This window comes from Streptomyces sp. NPDC102402 (genome assembly GCF_044765765.1).
Lineage (GTDB): Bacteria > Actinomycetota > Actinomycetes > Streptomycetales > Streptomycetaceae > Streptomyces.
Genome location: NZ_JBIWKR010000011.1, coordinates 72613 through 91194, shown reverse-complemented (window position 1 = coordinate 91194; position 18582 = coordinate 72613). Strand labels below are relative to the sequence as shown.

Here is an 18582-nt window from a genome sequence, read left to right as displayed (position 1 = left end):
GCTGCGTCCATGCCGAACGACACCACCACCCGCACGAGCGCCGCCCGCGAGGAGCCCGCCGCCGAGGCGCCGACCCCGGAGGGCGCCACGGCCGCCGGATACCGGGCCGTGTTCGCCGTGCGGGAGTTCCGGGCGGTGTTCGCCGCCCACCTCCTCTCGCTCCTCGGCGTGGTCGTCAGCGAGCTGGCGCTCACCGTGCTCGTCTACGACCTCACCGGTTCGCCCCTGCTCTCCGCCCTCACCTTCGCGCTGGGCTTCCTCCCGTACGCCGTCGGCGGCACGCTCTTCGCCGGGGTCGCCGACCGCTACCCGGCCCGCCGCGTGCTCGTCACCTGCGACCTGGTCTGTGCCGCCTGCGTCGCGGTGATGGTCCTGCCCGGCACGCCCGTCGCGGGGCTGCTCGTGCTGCGCTGCGTGGTGGCCGCGGTGGCGCCCGTCTTCACGGGGACCCGCACGGCCGCGCTCACCGACATCCTGGGCGAGGGCGACCTCTACGTCCTCGGGCGCTCACTGCTCCGCCTCGTCTCGCAGAGCGCCCTGCTCGTCGGCTTCGGCGCGGGCGGGGTGCTGCTCACCGTGCTCTCCCCGCGCGGTGCGATCACCCTCACCGTGCTGACCTTCCTCTGCTCGGCCGCCCTGCTGCGCCTCGGCACGGCCGACCGGCCCGCACGCGCGGGCGCGGGCGGCGGCGCCCTGCTCAAGGAGTCTGTCGCCGGGGCCCGGGCCGTCCTCGGCGACAGGGGGACCCGTGGCCTGCTCCTGCTCTTCTGGGTCCCGGCCTTCTTCGTGGTCGCCCCGGAGGCGCTCGCGGCGCCGTACGCGGACGAGATCGGCGCCGGCCCCGCCGGTGTCGGACTGCTGATGTGCGCGATGGCCGTCGGCCACATCGGCGCCGAGCTCTGTGCGGGCACCGCCCTCGGCCCGGAGGCCCGCTCCCGGCTCGTGCTGCCGGTCGCCGCCCTCGGCCTGCTGCCCCTCGTGCTCTACGCGTTCCGTCCGGGCACGGCCCTGGCCCTGGGGGCTCTCGTGCTCGCGGGGGCCGGTGCCGCGTACGTCATCGGGCTCGACCAGTGGTTCGTCGAAGCGGTCCCCGCGGAGCTGCGTGGCCGGGCCATGACGATCCTCACCGCCGGCCTCATGACGTTCCAGGGGCTCGGCATGGCGCTCGCGGGCCTGGCCGCCGAATTCCTCCCGGTGCACCAGGTGGTCGCGTACTCGGGCGCGATCGGTACCGCCTGCACGCTCCTGCTCGTCGTGGAGGTGCGTAGAACGCGTGTCCGGTACCGAAGTGCGAGACAGGGCTGACCGCCATGTGACCAGTGGGTAAGGTCGTGCCGTGCCGAAGCCGCTCAGCCTCCCCTTCGATCCCATCGCCCGCGCCGAGGAACTCTGGCACCGGCGCTGGGGGCCGGTGCCCTCCATGGGCGCGATCACGTCGATCATGCGTGCGCAGCAGATCCTGCTCGCCGAGGTGGACGCGGTGGTCAAGCCGTACGGGCTGACCTTCGCCCGGTACGAGGCGCTGGTCCTGCTCACCTTCTCCCAGGCCGGTGAGCTGCCGATGTCCAAGATCGGCGAGCGGCTGATGGTGCACCCGACCTCCGTGACCAACACCGTCGACCGGCTGGTGCGCTCGGGCCTGGTCGACAAGCGCCCCAACCCCAACGACGGGCGCGGAACCCTGGCCTCCATCACGGACAAGGGCCGTGAGGTCGTCGAGGCCGCCAGTCAGGACCTGATGGCGATGGAGTTCGGGCTCGGTGCGTACGACGCCGAGGAGTGCGCCGAGATCTTCGCGATGCTGCGGCCCCTGCGGGTGGCCGCCCAGGACTTCGACGACAAGCGGGAGTAGCGGGGCGGGGCGCCTGAAGATCGCTCCGCCGGTCCGGTTACGCTCGATGGCATGAAACGCAGCGTGCTGACCCGCTATCGGGTGATGGCCTACGTCACCGCCGTCATGTTGATGATCCTGTGCGTGTGCATGGTCTTCAAGTACGGATTCGACACCGGCGAGGGCCTGACCCTCGTGGTCTCGCAGCTCCACGGTGTCCTCTTCATCATCTACCTGGTCTTCGCCTTCGACCTGGGTTCCAAGGCGAAGTGGCCGGTCGGCAAGCTGCTCTGGGTGCTGGTCTCCGGCACGATCCCGACCGCCGCGTTCTTCGTCGAGCGCAAGGTCGTCCGCGAGATCGAGCCCCTGGTCACGGACGGCTCCCCGCAGGCCGTCAAGGCCTGATCCCGCACCACCCGGACCGCCCCGCGCGAAAGCGCCGGGCGGTTTGCCGTCGACATTTACTAGGACGTCCTAGTAAATTTGTTTCCATGGAAGCATCTGCGATCGAGGAAGGCCGCCGCCGCTGGCAGGCCCGGTACGACAAGGCCCGCAAGCGCGACGCGGACTTCACCACGCTCTCCGGCGACCCCGTGGAGCCCGTCTACGGGCCCCGCCCCGGTGACACGTACGAGGGCTTCGAGCGGATCGGCTGGCCCGGCGAGTACCCCTTCACCCGGGGGCTCCACGCCACCGGCTACCGGGGCCGTACCTGGACGATCCGCCAGTTCGCCGGCTTCGGCAACGCCGAGCAGACCAACGAGCGGTACAAGACCATCCTGGCCAACGGCGGCGGCGGGCTCAGCGTCGCCTTCGACATGCCGACCCTGATGGGCCGCGACTCCGACGACGCCCGGTCGCTCGGCGAGGTCGGGCACTGCGGTGTGGCCATCGACTCCGCCGCCGACATGGAGGTCCTCTTCAAGGACATCCCGCTCGGTGACGTCACCACCTCGATGACGATCAGCGGCCCCGCCGTCCCGGTCTTCTGCATGTACCTGGTCGCCGCCGAGCGCCAGGGCGTCGATCCGGCGGTGCTCAACGGCACGCTCCAGACCGACATCTTCAAGGAGTACATCGCGCAGAAGGAGTGGCTCTTCCAGCCCGAGCCCCATCTGCGCCTCATCGGCGACCTGATGGAGCACTGCGCTCGCGACATCCCCGCGTACAAGCCGCTGTCGGTCTCCGGGTACCACATCCGCGAGGCCGGGGCGACCGCCGCGCAGGAGCTCGCGTACACCCTCGCCGACGGCTTCGGTTACGTGGAGCTCGGCCTGTCCCGCGGTCTGGACGTCGACACCTTCGCCCCCGGGCTCTCCTTCTTCTTCGACGCGCACCTCGACTTCTTCGAGGAGATCGCCAAGTTCCGCGCCGCCCGCCGGATCTGGGCCCGCTGGATGAAGGAGACCTACGGCGCGAAGACGGACAAGGCGCAGTGGCTCCGCTTCCACACCCAGACCGCCGGGGTCTCGCTCACCGCCCAGCAGCCCTACAACAACGTCGTGCGCACCGCGGTGGAGGCGCTCTCCGCCGTCCTCGGCGGGACCAACTCCCTGCACACCAACGCCCTGGACGAGACGCTCGCCCTTCCCTCCGAGCAGGCCGCCGAGATCGCGCTGCGGACCCAGCAGGTGCTCATGGAGGAGACCGGCGTCGCCAACGTCGCCGACCCGCTGGGCGGTTCGTGGTACGTCGAGCAGCTCACCGACCGCATCGAGGCCGACGCCGAGAAGATCTTCGAGCAGATCAGGGAGCGGGGGACCCGGGCGCACCCGGACGGCAAGCACCCCATCGGCCCCATGACCTCCGGCATCCTGCGCGGCATCGAGGACGGCTGGTTCACCGGCGAGACCGCCGAGTCGGCCTTCCGGTACCAGCAGTCGCTGGAGAAGGGGGAGAAGCGGGTCGTCGGGGTCAACGTCCACCACGGGTCCGTCACCGGCGACCTGGAGATCCTGCGGGTCAGCCATGAGGTCGAGCGCGAGCAGGTGCGCGAGCTCGCCGACCGCAAGGGGGGCCGTGAGGAGACGGTGGTCCGGGACGCGCTGGACGCGATGCTGGCCGCGGCACGAGACGGATCGAACATGATCGGGCCGATGCTGGAGGCCGTACGGGCCGAGGCGACGCTCGGCGAGATCTGCGGCGTGCTGCGCGACGAGTGGGGCGTCTACACGGAGCCGCCCGGCTTCTGACGCGAGGTCAGTCCTCCTGCGAGGCCGCCGCTCCCAGTCCCGAGAGCAGCAGCAGGGTGAAGCGCTGGGCCCAGTCGGCATCGACGGGCTCGGCGCTCACCAGTGCGCGGTGCACGACGGCGCCTGCGATCACGTCGAAGATCAGGTCGACGGTGCGGGCCGCCACCGCGGGATCCTGCTCGACGGGCAGCTCCCCGCGTCCTTCCGCCCGGTCGCGCCCCTGCAGGACCAGCCGCTTCTGCCGGGCGACGATCGAATTCCTTATCCGGCCCCGCAGCGCCTCGTCGCGCGTCGACTCCGCGACCACCGCCATCAGCGCCGTCTTGGTCTCCGGCCGCTCCAGCAGGGCCGCGAACTGGAGGACCACGGCCTCCACATCGGCCGCGAGGCTGCCGAGGTCGGGCAGCTCCAGCTCGTCGAAGAGCACCGCGACCGCGTCCACGACCAGCTCGTTCTTGCCGGCCCACCGGCGGTAGAGGGTCGTCTTGGCGACCCCGGCCCGCGTCGCCACATCGCCCATCGTCAGCTTCGACCAGCCGAGGTCGACCAGCGACGCGCGGGTCGCCTCCAGGATCGCGGCGTCGGCCTCGGCGCTGCGGGGACGTCCGGATCGAGTGGGTTCGGTGGGGCTGTGGAGCGGCATGCGGGTGACCATACCGGCCGGTAAGTAGTGCTGACCGGCCCCGGAGCGCGTGAGACAGATCACCGCGTGCTCTTGCCTCGCAGGGGGTGCGGACAGTTACGCTACGACCCGTAGCGTAAGAAGCGACGGCCCGTCCGTCGTGGCGCCACGACCGATCGACAACCAAGGCGCCGGGTGGGGACCCGGCACCGAGCAGGGGGTTCTTCAGGGCCCCGGGACCGTTTCCGTCCGCGCGCCACGCACTCCGGTGTGGCTGTGGGCGGAAGCGGTTCGTGGATCGCTTTTCGCCGCAGCGCGCCCAGGGGGGAGGATGTACGTATGCAGCCTAGGAACATGTCCATGAGCGGCGTCGTCGACCTCGCCGCTGTGAAGGCGGCCGGCGACGCCAAGGCGAAGGCGGAGCAGGCCCGCGCGGAGTCCGCCCGCCAGGGCGGCGGCGGTGCCGTGTCACCCGCCTCCCTGGTGATCGACGTCGACGAGGCGGGCTTCGAGACCGAAGTCCTCCAGCGCTCCACCGAAGTCCCCGTCGTCATCGACTTCTGGGCCGAGTGGTGCGAGCCGTGCAAGCAGCTCGGCCCGCTTCTGGAGCGCCTCGCCGCCGAGTACAACGGCCGCTTCGTGCTGGCCAAGGTCGATGTCGACGCCAACCAGATGCTGATGCAGCAGTTCGGGATCCAGGGGATCCCGGCGGTCTTCGCCGTGGTGGCCGGCCAGGCCCTCCCGCTCTTCCAGGGCGCGGCCCCGGAGAGCCAGATCCGCGAGACGCTGGACCAGCTGATCCAGGTCGGCGAGGAGCGGTTCGGCCTCACCGGGATCGTCGTGGACCAGGGCGCCGGGGCCGACGGCGAGGAGAGCGTCCCCGCCGAGGTGCCAGCCGGACCGTACGACGCGCAGCTGGAGGCGGCCGCGCAGGCGCTGGACGCCAACGACTTCGACGGCGCGGTCCAGGCGTACCGCAGCGTCCTGGCCGACGAGCCGCTCAACACCGAGGCGAAGCTGGGCCTGGCCCAGGCCGAACTGCTGGGCCGGGTCGCGGGCCTGGACCCGCAGCAGGTCCGCAAGGAGGCTGCGGAGAACCAGGCCGCGCCCGCCGCCCAGATGGCCGCCGCCGACCTGGATCTCGTGGGCGGCCACGTGGAGGACGCCTTCGGCCGGCTCGTCGAGACGGTCCGCCGCAACTTCGGCGACGACCGCGACGCGGTGCGGGTGCGGCTCCTGGAGCTCTTCGAGGTGATCGGGCCGGACGACCCCCGGGTGACAGCGGCCCGGACCGCCCTGGCACGCGTCTTGTTCTGATGTGACAACACGGCCGTGGAGCCCTCCGGGCACCACGGCCGTTTTCGCGGGCGAACGACAAGGAACCCGCCCGCTTTACCAAAACTTGATAAAAGTACGCACTGTTACTGGCAGTAAACCGCCTTCATGGGTCTGTCCGTTTTCGGGCATGAATCCCACCATTCGCACATCCCCTCGGTGCCACCCTGTGTGGCCGGTCGGTACCGCTTTGTCGTGCCCTGGTTATCGGGCCGTTACTAGCGAGTAACGACCCCCCTTGTGTCACGGCCGCGAATGCACCACGATCGGCCACGCTCGGTCCAATACCGCCAGCCCAACAGCCAGTCGGCGCAGGTGGGTCCGTTGGGTCCCCACCGGGTGGTCGGCGGCAGTGGCGCCGATCGCGGACAGGGGGGTTCCTGCCCCTGGGCAGGGCCTGTCCGAACCGGTCGCGCAGACGCGCGGTCAGTGGTTGTCGCTCGGGGGTGATCGCCGGTGATTCGGATGCGGTACGCGCCTCCGGTCCGGGCGCTCTCCTTCCCGAGGACGTAGCACTTCTCCCATCCCAGGACGGGCACGATGCCCGTACCGGAGATGTACGTCCGAGAAGGAGGAAATTTATGAGTTCGCAGGTTCGCGGTGGTACCAGATGGAAGCGTTTCGCTCTGGTCATGGTGCCGAGCGTCGTGGCGACCGCAGCGGTCGGCGTCGGCCTCGCGCAGGGCGCGCTCGCCGCGTCGTTCAGCGTCTCCGGTCAGAGCTTCAAGGTCTCCACCGACAAGCTCGTCGGTGAGGACTTCGTCCAGTACGGCAGCGTCGCTGTCGGCAAGGACATGAAGGGCAACGACGCGGCGCACCCGGTGGCCGTGTCGGGCTTCAGCAAGGCCACGATCACCAACATGTGCCAGTCGGTGGTCACGCCTGACCTGCCCTTCGGGCTCGGCAGCGTCAGCCTCCAGCTGAGCGCGGGCACCGACCCGAAGAAGCCCGTCGAGGCGACGAACCTCTACCTCGACGTCGCCCAGCTCGACGCTGACGCGTACTTCGAGAACATCGACATCGGCGTCGCCGCCGGTTCGGTCGGCAAGCCGGGTATCCAGTCCGGTACGGAGAAGGCCGTCAACCCGAACGGCTTCTCGCAGCGTGCCGACAAGGCCACGCTGTCCAACGTGGAGCAGACGGCGTGGGCGACCACCGCCGGCACCTTCAAGCTGAGCAACCTGAGCCTGAAGCTGCACAAGGGCGTCAAGGAGTGCTTCTAGCACTCGCCCGGGCAGCCGGAGCTCCGTGAGGGCCTCCGGTTGCCCACCCCTTCTCTTCTCACAGCAGTACCGGTTCCAGGGAGCTGTTTTCCATGAGCCCCGAGTCCACAGGGCAGAACGAGCACTACCTCACCGTCTACCGGCGGGGATTCCGCACCTGGCGGGGTAACCGGCCGTTCTGGGCGGGCCTGTTCACCATCTTGGGTGGTCTACCCATCGCGTACTTCCCGTACGCCAACATGCACCTCGGCAACATGACGATCGCGATGTCCACCACCGCGGGTGCGGGGTCGCTGATCATCGGGATCCTGCTCATCACGCTGGGCTTCACGATGTGGTTCCACCACATCGTGCGCGTGTTCGCCGGCGTCGCCGCGATCCTGCTCGCGCTGATCTCCATACCCGTCGCCAACATAGGCGGCTTCATCGTCGGCTTCCTGTTCTCGCTCCTCGGCGGAGCCCTCTCCATCGCCTGGGCCCCGGCCGACGCGAAGGGTGCCCCGGCGTCCGAGGGCCACCGGGCGCAGATGGGCCGGGGCGAGGCCCCGCAGGGCCCGGAACACCCGAAGGAGTTCCCCGAAACGGCTGAGGCCCCGCGGAAGCCGATGCTGTTCAAGGCGGCGACGGCGGAGGCCGACGGTGGGAGGCATCGTGCGGGGTGACGACAGGCAGTCGGACGACTTCGGGCCGGAGGACCTTCCGGAGCGAAGAGGGCCCCGCCACGCGGCGCCCAGGAAGTCGCTCCTGACGAAGCTGCACATGCCGGCGGGCAAGAAGGCGTTCGCGCTCGCCGCGATGCCGACGGCCGTCTTCGTGGGCATGGGGCTCACCCCCAAGCTGGCGATGGCCGACGACAACACGGACATCCCCTTCGCGCCCGGGCCCTGTGTGACCCGGTCCGACGAGCCGTCCGAGTCGCAGGAGCCCGAGGCGGAGCCGACTCCGAGCGCCACGCCGTCCGACGACGCGGGCAAGGACGACTCCGGGAAGGACGACTCCGGGAAGGACGACGAGAGCGGCGGGACCGCCGCACCGAAGCCCTCCGCCAGTGCGAGCGCGTCCGACGAGGACGCACCCGCGGAGGCCTCCGAGGACAAGGCCGCCACCTCGGCCACCCCCGAGCCCACGAAGTCGAAGAACCCCCTCGACCCGCTGGGCGTCGGCGACGCGCTCAAGGACCTCTTCGACGGACCGGACAAGGAGACGGCCGAGCCTGCTCCCGAAGCCACCGCGGAGAGCCCCGAGCCGTCGGAGAGCGCCACCGCCACCAAGCCGGTGGAGGAGGCCACGGAGAAGGCGAAGGACACGGTCGACAAGACCACCGACGCCATCCGTGACGCCGCGGACAAGGCGGGCAAGGGCGTCGAGGAGCTCGACGACGACGTCAAGGGCCTCGACCCGGTGAAGGACGAGGACATCCCGGACGGCGCCAAGGAGCGCTTCCCCTGCCCGACCGCCGACCCGGACGCGCTGGCCGCGGCCGACCTGGAGCAGGGCATCCCGCTGCTCCCGGACGACCCGTGGACGCTGGAGACGTCGAAGCTGACGCTCACCGGGCTCGACTACGCGGGCATCGTCGAGGTGAAGACGTACAACGGCAGCATCAAGAAGGTGCTGAAGTTCACCGCCGACACCATCGACATCAAGGACCTGCACCAGCTGACGACGGGGCCCGCCGGCACCACCGGCCACGTCAAGGCGGCGGAGGGCTCGACCTCCACCATCCGCAACGGCACGGTGACCATGTACACGGAAGAGCTGAAGGGCAACCTCTTCGGCCTCATCCCCATCACCTTCAGCCCGGAGACCCCGCCGCCGCTGAACGTGCCGTTCGCCTTCTTCACCGACGCCACGGTGAAGCAGGCGGGTCAGTTCGGCGGATCACTCAAGGTCCCCGGCCTGCAGAACTACTTCACCGGCGGCAACAGCTAGTCACAGACCCGTTCGGGAGCCGCACGACGACGGTGGCCCGCACCCCCGAGGGGGTGCGGGCCACCGTCGTGTCCGCCGCGGGGCGCGTCAGGCGCGCTCGCCGCTCAGCCGGTGCACCCGGACCATGTTGGTGGTGCCGGGGACGCCGGGGGGCGAGCCGGCGGTGATGACCATCGTGTCGCCGTCGCTGTAGCGGTTCAGCTTCAGCAGCTCGGCGTCCACCAGGTCGACCATGGCGTCCGTGTTGTCCACGTGCGGCACGACGTAGGACTCGACGCCCCAGCTCAGCGCGAGCTGGTTGCGGATCGACTCCTCCGTGGTGAAGGCCAGGATCGGCTGCGCCGTGCGGTAGCGGGAGAGGCGGCGGGCGGTGTCACCGGACTTGGTGAAGGCCACCAGCGCCTTGCCGTCCAGGAAGTCCGCGATCTCGCAGGCCGCGCGCGCCACGGAACCGCCCTGGGTGCGCGGCTTCTTGCCCGGCACCAGCGGCTGGAGGCCCTTGGACAGGAGCTCCTCCTCGGCGGCGGCGACGATCTTCGCCATCGTCTTGACCGTCTCGATCGGGTACGCGCCGACCGAGGACTCCGCCGAGAGCATGACCGCGTCCGCGCCGTCCAGGATCGCGTTGGCGACGTCGGACGCCTCGGCGCGGGTCGGCCGCGAGTTGGTGATCATCGACTCCATCATCTGGGTCGCCACGATCACCGGCTTCGCGTTGCGGCGGCACAGCTCGATGAGGCGCTTCTGCACCATCGGGACCTTCTCGAGCGGATACTCGACGGCGAGGTCGCCGCGGGCGACCATCACGGCGTCGAAGGCGGCGACGACGCCCTCCATGTGCTCGACGGCCTGCGGCTTCTCGACCTTGGCGATGACGGGGACCCGGCGGCCCTCCTCGTCCATCACCTTGTGCACGTCCTTGACGTCCTCGGCGTCCCGGACGAAGGACAGCGCGACCATGTCGCAGCCCATCCGCAGGGCGAACCGGAGGTCCTCGACGTCCTTCTCGGACAGCGCGGGGACGTTGACCGCCGCACCGGGGAGGTTGATGCCCTTGTGATCGGAGATGACACCGCCCTCGATGACGATGGTGGTGACCCGGGGGCCGTCGACCGAGACGACCTTCAGCTCGACGTTGCCGTCGTTGATCAGGATCGGGTCGCCCTTGGCGACGTCGCCGGGCAGCCCCTTGTAGGTGGTGCCGCAGATCGACTTGTCGCCGGGGACGTCCTCGGAGGTGATGACGAACTCGTCCCCGCGGACCAGCTCGACGGGACCCTCGGCGAACTTCGCGAGGCGGATCTTGGGGCCCTGCAGGTCGGCGAGGACGCCGACCGCGCGGCCGGTCTCGGCCGCGGCCTTGCGGACCCGGTCGTAACGGCCTTGGTGCTCCTCGTGGGAACCGTGACTGAAATTGAAACGGGCCACGCTCATGCCGGCCTCGATCAGAGCGACGAGCTGCTCATGGGAGTCGACGGCGGGACCGAGGGTGCAGACGATTTTGGAACGGCGCATGAGGCGGATCCTATCGGTTTGTTTCACTGCGGAATATTCCGTCTGGTGGAAGATACAAAGGGGCGCGGGGCCGCTCAGTTGTGGACAAGTGCGAAGGTCTGTCCGGCGATCTCCAGCTCCTCGTCGGTGGGCACGACGGCGACCGCGACCCGTGCGTCGTCGGGCGAGATCAGCCGCGGTTCGCCGGACCGCACGGCGTTGCGTTCCGCGTCCACGACCAGGCCGAAGCCCTCCAGTCCCGCGAGCGCAGCTTCCCGCACCGGACCCGAGTTCTCGCCGACCCCCGCCGTGAACACCACGGCGTCCACCCGGCCGAGGACCGCTGAATAGGCGCCGATGTACTTCTTCAGCCGGTGGATGTAGATGTCGAACGCCAGCGTGGCGCGCTCGTCGCCCTCGTCCACCCTCCGCCGGATCTCCCGCATGTCGTTGTCGCCGCAGAGGCCGACCAGGCCGCTCCGCTTGTTGAGCAGGACGTCGATCTCGTCCGCCGACATCCCCGCCACCCGCTTCAGGTGGAAGGTGACGGCGGGGTCCACGTCCCCCGAACGCGTCCCCATGACCAGCCCCTCCAGAGGGGTCAGTCCCATGGACGTCTCCACGCAGCGGCCGCCCTCCACCGCGGAGGCCGAGGCGCCGTTGCCCAGGTGCAGCACGATCACGTTCACGTCGGCCACCGGCCGGCCCAGCAGCTCGGCCGTTCTGCGCGAGACGTACGCGTGCGAGGTGCCGTGGAAGCCGTAGCGGCGGATGCGGTGCGCGTCGGCGGTCTCGACGTCGATCGCGTACCGCGCCGCGGACTCCGGCATCGTCGTGTGGAAGGCCGTGTCGAAGACCGCCACCTGCGGCAGGTCCGGGCGCAGCGCCTGGGCGGTGCGGATACCGGTGATGTTCGCCGGGTTGTGCAGCGGGGCCACCGGGACGAGCCGTTCGATCTCCTTCAGTACCTCGTCGGTGATCACGGTGGGCTCGCTGAACTTCAGCCCGCCGTGCACCACCCGGTGGCCGATCGCCGCGAGGTCGGGGGAGTCCAGCCCCAGCCCGTCGGCCGCCAGCTCCTCGGCCGCGGCCTTCAGCGCCTCCTCGTGGTCGGCGATCCTGCCGGTGCGCTCGCGGGGCTCCCCGCCGGTCAGCGGGGTGTGCACCAGCCGGGAGGACGACTCGCCGATCCGCTCGACCAGGCCCGTGGCCAGCCTCGACCGGTCGCGCATGTCCAGCAGCTGGTACTTCACCGACGAGGAGCCGGAGTTGAGCACGAGTACGCGGTGGGCGTCATTCATGGAGCGGGAACCTTCACTGCTCGGGCCGGTGGTCATCGCGGTCGTTCCTCGCCCTGCGCCTGGATCGCCGTGATGGCCACCGTGTTGACGATGTCCTGGACCAGCGCGCCGCGGGACAGGTCGTTGACCGGCTTGCGCAGCCCCTGCAGGACCGGGCCGACCGCGACCGCGCCCGCCGAGCGCTGGACCGCCTTGTAGGTGTTGTTGCCGGTGTTGAGGTCCGGGAAGATCAGGACGGTCGCCCGGCCCGCCACCTCCGACGCCGGCAGCTTGGTCGCGGCGACGGACGGTTCGACCGCCGCGTCGTACTGGATCGGGCCCTCGACGCTGAGGTCCGGCCGTGAGGCGCGTACCCGCTCCGTGGCCTCCCGCACCTTGTCGACGTCGGCGCCCGTGCCCGAGGTGCCCGTCGAGTACGAGAGCATCGCGATCCTGGGGTCCACGCCGAAGCGGGCCGCGGTGACCGCGGACTGCACCGCGATGTCCGCGAGCTGCTCCGCGTCCGGATCGGGGTTGACCGCGCAGTCCCCGTAGACCAGGACCTTGTCGGCGAGGCACATGAAGAACACCGAGGAGACGATCGAGGCGTCGGGCTTCGTCTTGATGATCTCGAAGGCGGGCCGGATCGTCGCCGCGGTGGAGTGCACCGAACCGGAGACCATGCCGTCGGCCAGGCCCTCCTGGACCATCAGGGTGCCGAAGTAGTTGACGTCCGAGACGACGTCGTACGCCAGCTCCACCGTCACCCCGCGGTGCGCGCGCAGCGCGGCGTACCGCTCCGCGAAGCCCTGGCGCAGCTCGGAGGTCTGCGGGTCGACGAGCTGGGTCCCGGCGAGGTCGATGCCCAGATCGGCGGCCTTCTTGCGGATGACGTCGGTGTCCCCGAGCAGCGTCAGGTCGCAGACGTCGCGGCGCAGGAGCACGTCGGCGGCGCGCAGGACCCGCTCCTCGGTGCCCTCGGGCAGGACGACCCGGCGCCGGTCGGAGCGGGCCTGCTCCAGCAGTTCGTGCTCGAACATCATCGGGGTGACCCGTCCGCTGCGGGCCACGGAGATCCGCTCCAGCAGGGCGCCGGTGTCCACGTGGCGCTCGAACAGGCCGAGGGCGGTCTCCGCCTTGCGTGGCGTTGCGGCGTTCAACTTGCCTTCGAGGGCGAAGAGTTCGGCGGCCGTGGGGAAGGATCCCCCGGTGACGGCGACGACCGGGGTGCCCGGCGCGAGACGGGTCGCCAGCCGGAGTATCTCCTCGCCGGGGCGCTCGTTCAGGGTGAGCAGGACGCCGGCGATGGGCGGCGTGCCGGCGCTGTGCGCCGCGAGCGAACCGATGACCAGGTCCGCCCGGTCGCCGGGGGTGACGACCATGCAGCCCGGGGTCAGGGCCTTCAGGAGGTTGGGGAGCATGGCGCCGCCGAACACGAAGTCCAGCGCGTCCCTGGCCAGACCCGAGTCGTCGCCGAGCAGAACCGTTCCGTCCAGCGCGGTGGTGATCTGGGCGACGGTGGGTGCGGAGAGCGCGGGGTCGTCCGGCAGCACGGAGCAGGGGACCGGGAGCTGCGCCCGCAGCCGCTCGGCGATGTCCGAGCGGTCCTCGGAGGCCACCCGGTTCACGATCATCGCCAGGACGTCGCAGCCGAGGCCGGCGTACGCCCGGTAGGCGTTGCGCGTCTCGGCCCGCACGGACCCCGCGTCCTGGCCCTTGCCGCCGACCACCGCGATCACGGAGGCGCCGAACTCGTTGGCGAGCCGGGCGTTCAGGGCCAGTTCGTCGGGGAGCTGGGTGGCGGCGAAGTCGCTGCCGAGGACCAGCACCACCTCGTAGTCGCGGGCCACCCGGTGGAACCGCTCGACGAGCAGGGAGACCAGTTCGTCGGTACCCTTCTCCGCCTGGACCGCGGAAGCCTCGTGGTAGTCCAGGCCGAAGACGGTCTCCGCGCTCTGGGAGAGCCGGTAGCGCGCCCGCAGCAGCTCGAACAGCCGGTCGGGTCCGTCGTGGACCAGGGGGCGGAAGACGCCGACCCGGTCGACCTGACGCGTCAGTAGCTCCATGACTCCCAGATCGACGACCTGGCGGCCGTCTCCCCGGTCGATCCCGGTCACGTACACGCTGCGCGCCACGCGTGGTCTCCCGTCCTGTTTGGCTTGCATTGTCCCTTTGACGATACCTACCGGGGCAGGTGGGCCGCCCGCCGGGCAGCGCCCCGTGCGGGCCGTTCCCGGGCACCGGGCGCCGCCCGTCCGCGGAGCCGGAAGCGCGGGTGCCCGGCTCGGCGTGGGACAATCGTCGTGGCTCACGGTACGGGGGTTTCTCGACGGGTCCCCGGAATGCATGGCACTAGCGAGCAGGAGACAGAGCAGGATGCGCATCGGAATTCTCACCGCAGGCGGCGACTGCCCAGGCCTGAACGCTGTGATCCGGTCGGTCGTGCACCGCGCCGTCGTGGGGCACGGCGATGAGGTCATCGGCTTCGAGGACGGCTTCAAGGGGCTGCTCGACGGCCACTTCCGGCCCCTGGACCTGAACGCGGTCAGCGGCATCCTGGCGCGCGGCGGCACGATCCTCGGCTCGGCACGCCTCGAGCGCGACCGGCTGCGCGAGGCCGCCGAGAACTGCGCGGAGCTCTCCCTCCGTTACGGCATCGACGCGCTGATCCCGATCGGCGGCGAGGGCACGCTCACCGCGGCCCGCATGCTCGCCGACGCCGGGATGCCCGTCGTCGGCGTCCCGAAGACCATCGACAACGACATCTCCGCGACCGACCGGACCTTCGGGTTCGACACCGCCGTGGGCGTCGCGACCGAGGCCATAGACCGCCTCAAGACCACGGCCGAATCGCACCAGCGGGTCATGGTCGTCGAGGTCATGGGGCGTCACGCGGGCTGGATCGCCCTGGAGTCCGGCATGGCCGGCGGCGCCCACGGCATCTGTCTGCCCGAGCGGCCCTTCCAGGTCGACGACCTGGTCAAGATGGTCGAGGAGCGTTTCGCCCGCGGCAAGAAGTTCGCCGTCATCTGCGTGGCCGAGGGTGCCCACCCGGCCGAGGGCTCCATGCCGTACGTCAAGGGCGAGATCGACCAGTTCGGCCACGAGCGCTTCAAGGGCATCGGCAACCGCCTCGCCGCCGAGCTGGAACTGCGCCTCGGCAAGGAGGCCCGGCCGGTCATCCTCGGCCATGTGCAGCGCGGTGGCACGCCGACCGCCTACGACCGGGTGCTCGCGACCCGCTTCGGATGGAACGCCGTGGAGGCCGTGCACCGCGGTGACTTCGGCCGGATGACGGCGCTGCGCGGGACCGAGATCGTGATGGCCCCGCTGGCGGACGCCGTGACCCGGCTGAAGACGGTCCCCAGCGACCGGATGTACGAGGCCGAGTCGGTCTTCTGACCACGGCCCGGCACCAGGCGCACGCGGCCCCGGCCGTCCCCCGTGGACGGCCGGGGCCGCGCCCGTTCCCCCGCGGGGACGGCGGAGGGCTCAGATGCCCGCCGTCCGCCAGAACTCCTCGACCACCCGCTCCAGGAACTCCCGGCCCTCCTCGCCCGCCGTCCCGGCCCGGTCCCGGCCCGTGGTGTTCCAGCTCAGAGTCGACACCATCAGCGACTGGTAGTCGGCGTGCAGCTGCTCCAGCACGTCCTGGACCAGGATCCGGTCCAGCGGGACGAGCTTGTCCACGGGACGCACGTACGCCTGCCAGCGGGTCGTGACCGCCCGGGTCAGCAGGGACCCCAGCTCCTCGTTCCGGCCGGTCGCCGTCAGGAACTGCGCCGCCGACATGCCCAGCGCCTCGCAGAGGGCCACGGCCTGGCGCTCGTTGCCGCGCCAGCGTCCCGAATCCTCGATCCGCTGGTACGCGGCGGCCGTCATCCCGAGCGCCCGCGCCAGGTCGTCCGACGCGAGGTCCCGGGCCAGCCGGTGGTCGCGCAACGTGCTCGCCGCGGCCAGCAGTTCGCCCGGCGCGCACCACAGCACCCCCGCCAGCGCCATGAGTTCGCGTTCGCCGGGCATGGCCGTGCCACGCTCCCAGGCCATCACGGTCTCTGTCGTGATCCGCAGTCCGTACTGGGCGCCGAGCCCGTACGCAACATGTCCGGGAGCCATTCCCAGTGCCTCGCGAAGGCGGCGCGCGGCGGGGGCGTTGAAGGGCGGGGTGGGGTGCACGGCCCCACCGTAGAAGGCCGCGAACGGCCTGGCTACAGGCTGTTCCTATCAGTTCACCCTTCGTATGATCCTCCTAGGGCGCCCTCCTGAGGCGGGCCGGACCATCAGCGGGTTTCGGCCACCCAGTGGTAATGCAGCTCGGGCCGGCCGACCTGACCGTAACTGGGCCGGCGCACGGCCCGGCCCACCGTCACCAGATGCTCCAGGTAGCGGCGCGCGGTGATCCGGGAGATCCCCAGCTCCTCTCCGGCGGCCGCGGCGGTGACCCCGTCCGGCGCCTCCCGCAGTGCCCGCGTCACCGCCTCCAGCGTCGGGCCGCTCAGCCCCTTGGGCAGGGTGGCCGGGTCCGCGACCCGGAGCGCGCCCAGCGCCCGGTCCACCTCCTCCTGGCCGCTCGCCTCACCGGCCGCCGCACGGAACTCGGCGTACCGCACGAGCCGGTCGCGGAGCGTGGGGTAGGTGAACGGCTTCAGCACGTACTGCACGACGCCGAGCGACACCCCCTCCCGCACCACCGCCAGGTCGCGCGCCGACGTCACGGCGATGACGTCCGCGCCGTGCCCCGCCGCCCGGAGCGACCGCAGAAGCTGCAGACCGTGGCCGTCGGGCAGATACAGGTCGAGCAGCAGCAGGTCGACCTCCGTGCGGTCCAGAGCCCGTACGGCCTCCGCCCGGGAATGGGCGACGGCGGCGACCTCGAAACCCGGCACCCGGTCCACGTAGAGCTGATGGGCGGCGGCGGCCACCGGGTCGTCCTCCACGACCAGCACCCGGATCACGGCGCCACCACCTCCGCCCCCGCCACGCGACCGGCCGGCGGCAGCCGCACCGTGAACTCCGCGCCGCCGCCGGGCGCCCGGCCCAGCGTCACCGTCCCGCCGTTGCGGTGGACCGCCTGCCGCACCAGCGCCAGGCCCAGGCCACGGCCCGAGCCGTTGGTGGTCCAGCCCCGCCGGAACACCTCGTCCGCGTCGTCCGGGCCGATCCCGGCACCGGTGTCCGCCACCCGCAGCAGCAGCTCGCCGGCCTCCGTCCGCGCGGTCACGGTGACCAGGGCCCGGGTGGCGGCACGCCGGTCGGGAACGGGCGCGCCGGCGGTGCCCGTCGTGTCCGACGCGGCGTCCACCGCGTTGTCGATGAGATTGCCGAGGACCGTGACCAGGTCCCGCGGGGCCAGCGACCACGGCAGCGCCCCGTCGTCGATCAGGCTGTCCTCGGTGAGCACCAACTCCACGCCCCGTTCGTTGGCCTGCGCCGCCTTGCCGAGCAGCAGAGCGGCCAGCACCGGCTCGGCCACCGCGCCCACGACCCGGTCGGTGAGGACCTGCGCGAGCTCCAGCTCCGCCGTCGCGAAGTCCACCGCCTCGTCGACCCGGTCCAGCTCGATGAGCGAGACCACGGTGTGCAGCCGGTTCGCCGCCTCGTGCGCCTGCGAGCGAAGCGCCTGGGTGAAGCCGCGTTCCGAGTCGAGCTCGCCGGACAGCGCCTGCAGCTCCGTGTGGTCCCGCAGCGTCACGACGGTGCCGCGCCGCTCGCCGCCGACCACCGGGCTGGTGTTGACGACGATCACCCGCTCCGCCGTGAGGTGGACCTCGTCCACCCGGGGCTCGGACGCCAGGAGCGCCCCGGTCAGCGGCGCCGGCAGCGCGAGCTCGTCGACCCGGCGGCCGACCGCCCCCGGGGCCAGCCCCAGCAGCTCCCGGCCGGCGTCGTTGATGAGGGCGACGCGGCGCTGCCCGTCCAGCATGAGCAGCCCCTCGCGCACCGCGTGCAGCGTCGCCTCGTGGTAGGTGTGCATCCGGCTCAGCTCCCGGGCGTTCATCCCGTGTGTGTGCCGCCGCAGCCTGGCGTTGATCACGTACGTCCCGAGCGCCCCGAGGGCGAGGGCGCCGCCCGCCGCCGTGGCCAGGGCGCCCAGCTGCTCCCGTACCTGGGTGGACACCCGCTCGACGGTGATGCCCGCGCTCACCAGGCCGACGATCCTGCCCCCGTCGCGGACCGGGGTGACGACCCGTATCGAGGGTCCCAGCGTCCCGGTGTAGGTCTCCTCGAAGGTCTCCCCGAGCAGCGCGCGCTCGGTGTGCCCGATGAACCGCCGTCCGATCTGGGACGGGTCGGGGTGGGTCCACCGGACCCCCCGCGGGTTCATGATCGTGACGAACGCGATCCCGGTGTCCTCGCGGACCCGCTCCGCGTACGGCTGGAGTACGGCGGACGGGTCCGGGGTACGGATCGCCTCCCGCACGGAGGGTGATCCGGCCATGGCGAGGGCGGCCGCCCGCACCTGGCGGGCCGCGGTCTCCTCGGCCTGGGACCGGCCGGAGGCGTACGCGAAGACGGCGCACCCGGCCACGACCGCCGCCACGAGCAGGGCCTGCATCGCGAACAGCTGGCCGGCCAGGCTGCGGGGGAGGGTCCGGGGCAGGCGCATGCCCCACAGTCTGCCTGGCGGGGTCCACCGGCCCAAGGTGGCCGATAAGCGTCCGTGAACGATATG

Annotated in this window: 16 protein-coding genes; 9 read left to right on the top strand and 7 right to left on the bottom strand. The window is 71.2% G+C overall.

Annotation, left to right across the window (positions count from 1 at the left end):
- The first annotated feature begins 9 nt into the window (after positions 1–9).
- From ACIRJR_RS27370 to ACIRJR_RS27355, 4 genes are all read left to right on the top strand, one after another.
- On the top strand, positions 10–1305 hold the full coding sequence (locus ACIRJR_RS27370; protein WP_403785338.1) for an MFS transporter: 1296 nt from the start codon (positions 10–12) through the stop codon (positions 1303–1305).
- Between the two features lie 31 nt (positions 1306–1336).
- The gene (locus ACIRJR_RS27365; RefSeq protein WP_403785335.1) at positions 1337–1852 is read left to right on the top strand and encodes a MarR family winged helix-turn-helix transcriptional regulator; all 516 of its coding nucleotides are present in this window, start codon (positions 1337–1339) and stop codon (positions 1850–1852) included.
- A gap of 51 nt (positions 1853–1903) precedes the next feature.
- Positions 1904–2236 (top strand): DUF3817 domain-containing protein, encoded by a 333-nt coding sequence (locus ACIRJR_RS27360; RefSeq protein ID WP_376377035.1) that lies wholly within the window; start codon positions 1904–1906, stop codon positions 2234–2236.
- Positions 2237–2322: 86 nt separating this feature from the next.
- Positions 2323–4023, top strand: a complete 1701-nt coding sequence (locus ACIRJR_RS27355) for a methylmalonyl-CoA mutase (protein WP_403785332.1) — start codon at positions 2323–2325, stop codon at positions 4021–4023.
- A gap of 7 nt (positions 4024–4030) precedes the next feature.
- Here the strand turns inward: ACIRJR_RS27355 and ACIRJR_RS27350 are convergent, their stop codons facing one another.
- On the bottom strand, positions 4031–4666 hold the full coding sequence (locus ACIRJR_RS27350; protein ID WP_403785330.1) for a TetR/AcrR family transcriptional regulator: 636 nt from the start codon (positions 4664–4666) through the stop codon (positions 4031–4033).
- Positions 4667–4984: 318 nt separating this feature from the next.
- Between ACIRJR_RS27350 and ACIRJR_RS27345 the strand changes: the two genes are divergently transcribed.
- From ACIRJR_RS27345 to ACIRJR_RS27330, 4 genes are all read left to right on the top strand, one after another.
- Positions 4985–5962: a tetratricopeptide repeat protein gene (locus ACIRJR_RS27345; protein WP_403785327.1), complete on the top strand. Its 978-nt coding sequence runs from the start codon at positions 4985–4987 to the stop codon at positions 5960–5962.
- A gap of 599 nt (positions 5963–6561) precedes the next feature.
- Positions 6562–7203: a DUF6230 family protein gene (locus tag ACIRJR_RS27340; protein ID WP_403785325.1), complete on the top strand. Its 642-nt coding sequence runs from the start codon at positions 6562–6564 to the stop codon at positions 7201–7203.
- 92 nt (positions 7204–7295) lie between these two features.
- A complete protein-coding gene (locus ACIRJR_RS27335; protein ID WP_403785323.1) occupies positions 7296–7865 on the top strand; it encodes a DUF6114 domain-containing protein in 570 nt (189 codons plus the stop codon).
- On the top strand, positions 7855–9135 hold the full coding sequence (locus tag ACIRJR_RS27330; RefSeq protein WP_403785321.1) for a hypothetical protein: 1281 nt from the start codon (positions 7855–7857) through the stop codon (positions 9133–9135). Before ACIRJR_RS27335 ends, ACIRJR_RS27330 begins: the two co-directional genes overlap by 11 nt.
- 87 nt (positions 9136–9222) lie before the next feature.
- Here ACIRJR_RS27330 and pyk read toward each other — a convergent pair whose 3' ends face one another.
- The 3 genes from pyk to pta all read right to left on the bottom strand — a co-directional run bounded on the left by pyk (position 9223) and on the right by pta (position 14044).
- Positions 9223–10650, bottom strand: a complete 1428-nt coding sequence (gene pyk / locus ACIRJR_RS27325) for a pyruvate kinase (RefSeq protein WP_403785318.1) — start codon at positions 10648–10650, stop codon at positions 9223–9225.
- Between the two features lie 74 nt (positions 10651–10724).
- Positions 10725–11930: an acetate kinase gene (locus tag ACIRJR_RS27320; RefSeq protein ID WP_403785316.1), complete on the bottom strand. Its 1206-nt coding sequence runs from the start codon at positions 11928–11930 to the stop codon at positions 10725–10727.
- Positions 11931–11962: 32 nt separating this feature from the next.
- The gene (pta, locus tag ACIRJR_RS27315; protein WP_403785313.1) at positions 11963–14044 is read right to left on the bottom strand and encodes a phosphate acetyltransferase; all 2082 of its coding nucleotides are present in this window, start codon (positions 14042–14044) and stop codon (positions 11963–11965) included.
- A 241-nt stretch (positions 14045–14285) separates the two neighbouring features.
- Between pta and ACIRJR_RS27310 the strand changes: the two genes are divergently transcribed.
- A complete protein-coding gene (locus ACIRJR_RS27310) occupies positions 14286–15311 on the top strand; it encodes an ATP-dependent 6-phosphofructokinase (protein ID WP_403785310.1) in 1026 nt (341 codons plus the stop codon).
- A gap of 90 nt (positions 15312–15401) precedes the next feature.
- On the opposite strand, the gene ACIRJR_RS27305 is transcribed toward ACIRJR_RS27310, so the two are convergent.
- The 3 genes from ACIRJR_RS27305 to ACIRJR_RS27295 form a co-directional block, all read right to left on the bottom strand.
- Positions 15402–16025 carry a helix-turn-helix domain-containing protein gene (locus tag ACIRJR_RS27305; protein ID WP_403785616.1) on the bottom strand — a complete coding sequence of 208 codons (624 nt, stop codon included), beginning with the start codon at positions 16023–16025 and terminating at the stop codon, positions 15402–15404.
- A gap of 164 nt (positions 16026–16189) precedes the next feature.
- Positions 16190–16864, bottom strand: coding sequence for a response regulator (locus ACIRJR_RS27300; RefSeq protein ID WP_403785307.1), 675 nt, complete (start codon positions 16862–16864; stop codon positions 16190–16192).
- Positions 16861–18516 carry an ATP-binding protein gene (locus ACIRJR_RS27295; protein ID WP_403785305.1) on the bottom strand — a complete coding sequence of 552 codons (1656 nt, stop codon included), beginning with the start codon at positions 18514–18516 and terminating at the stop codon, positions 16861–16863. Before ACIRJR_RS27295 ends, ACIRJR_RS27300 begins: the two co-directional genes overlap by 4 nt.
- Positions 18517–18582: the final 66 nt, after the last annotated feature.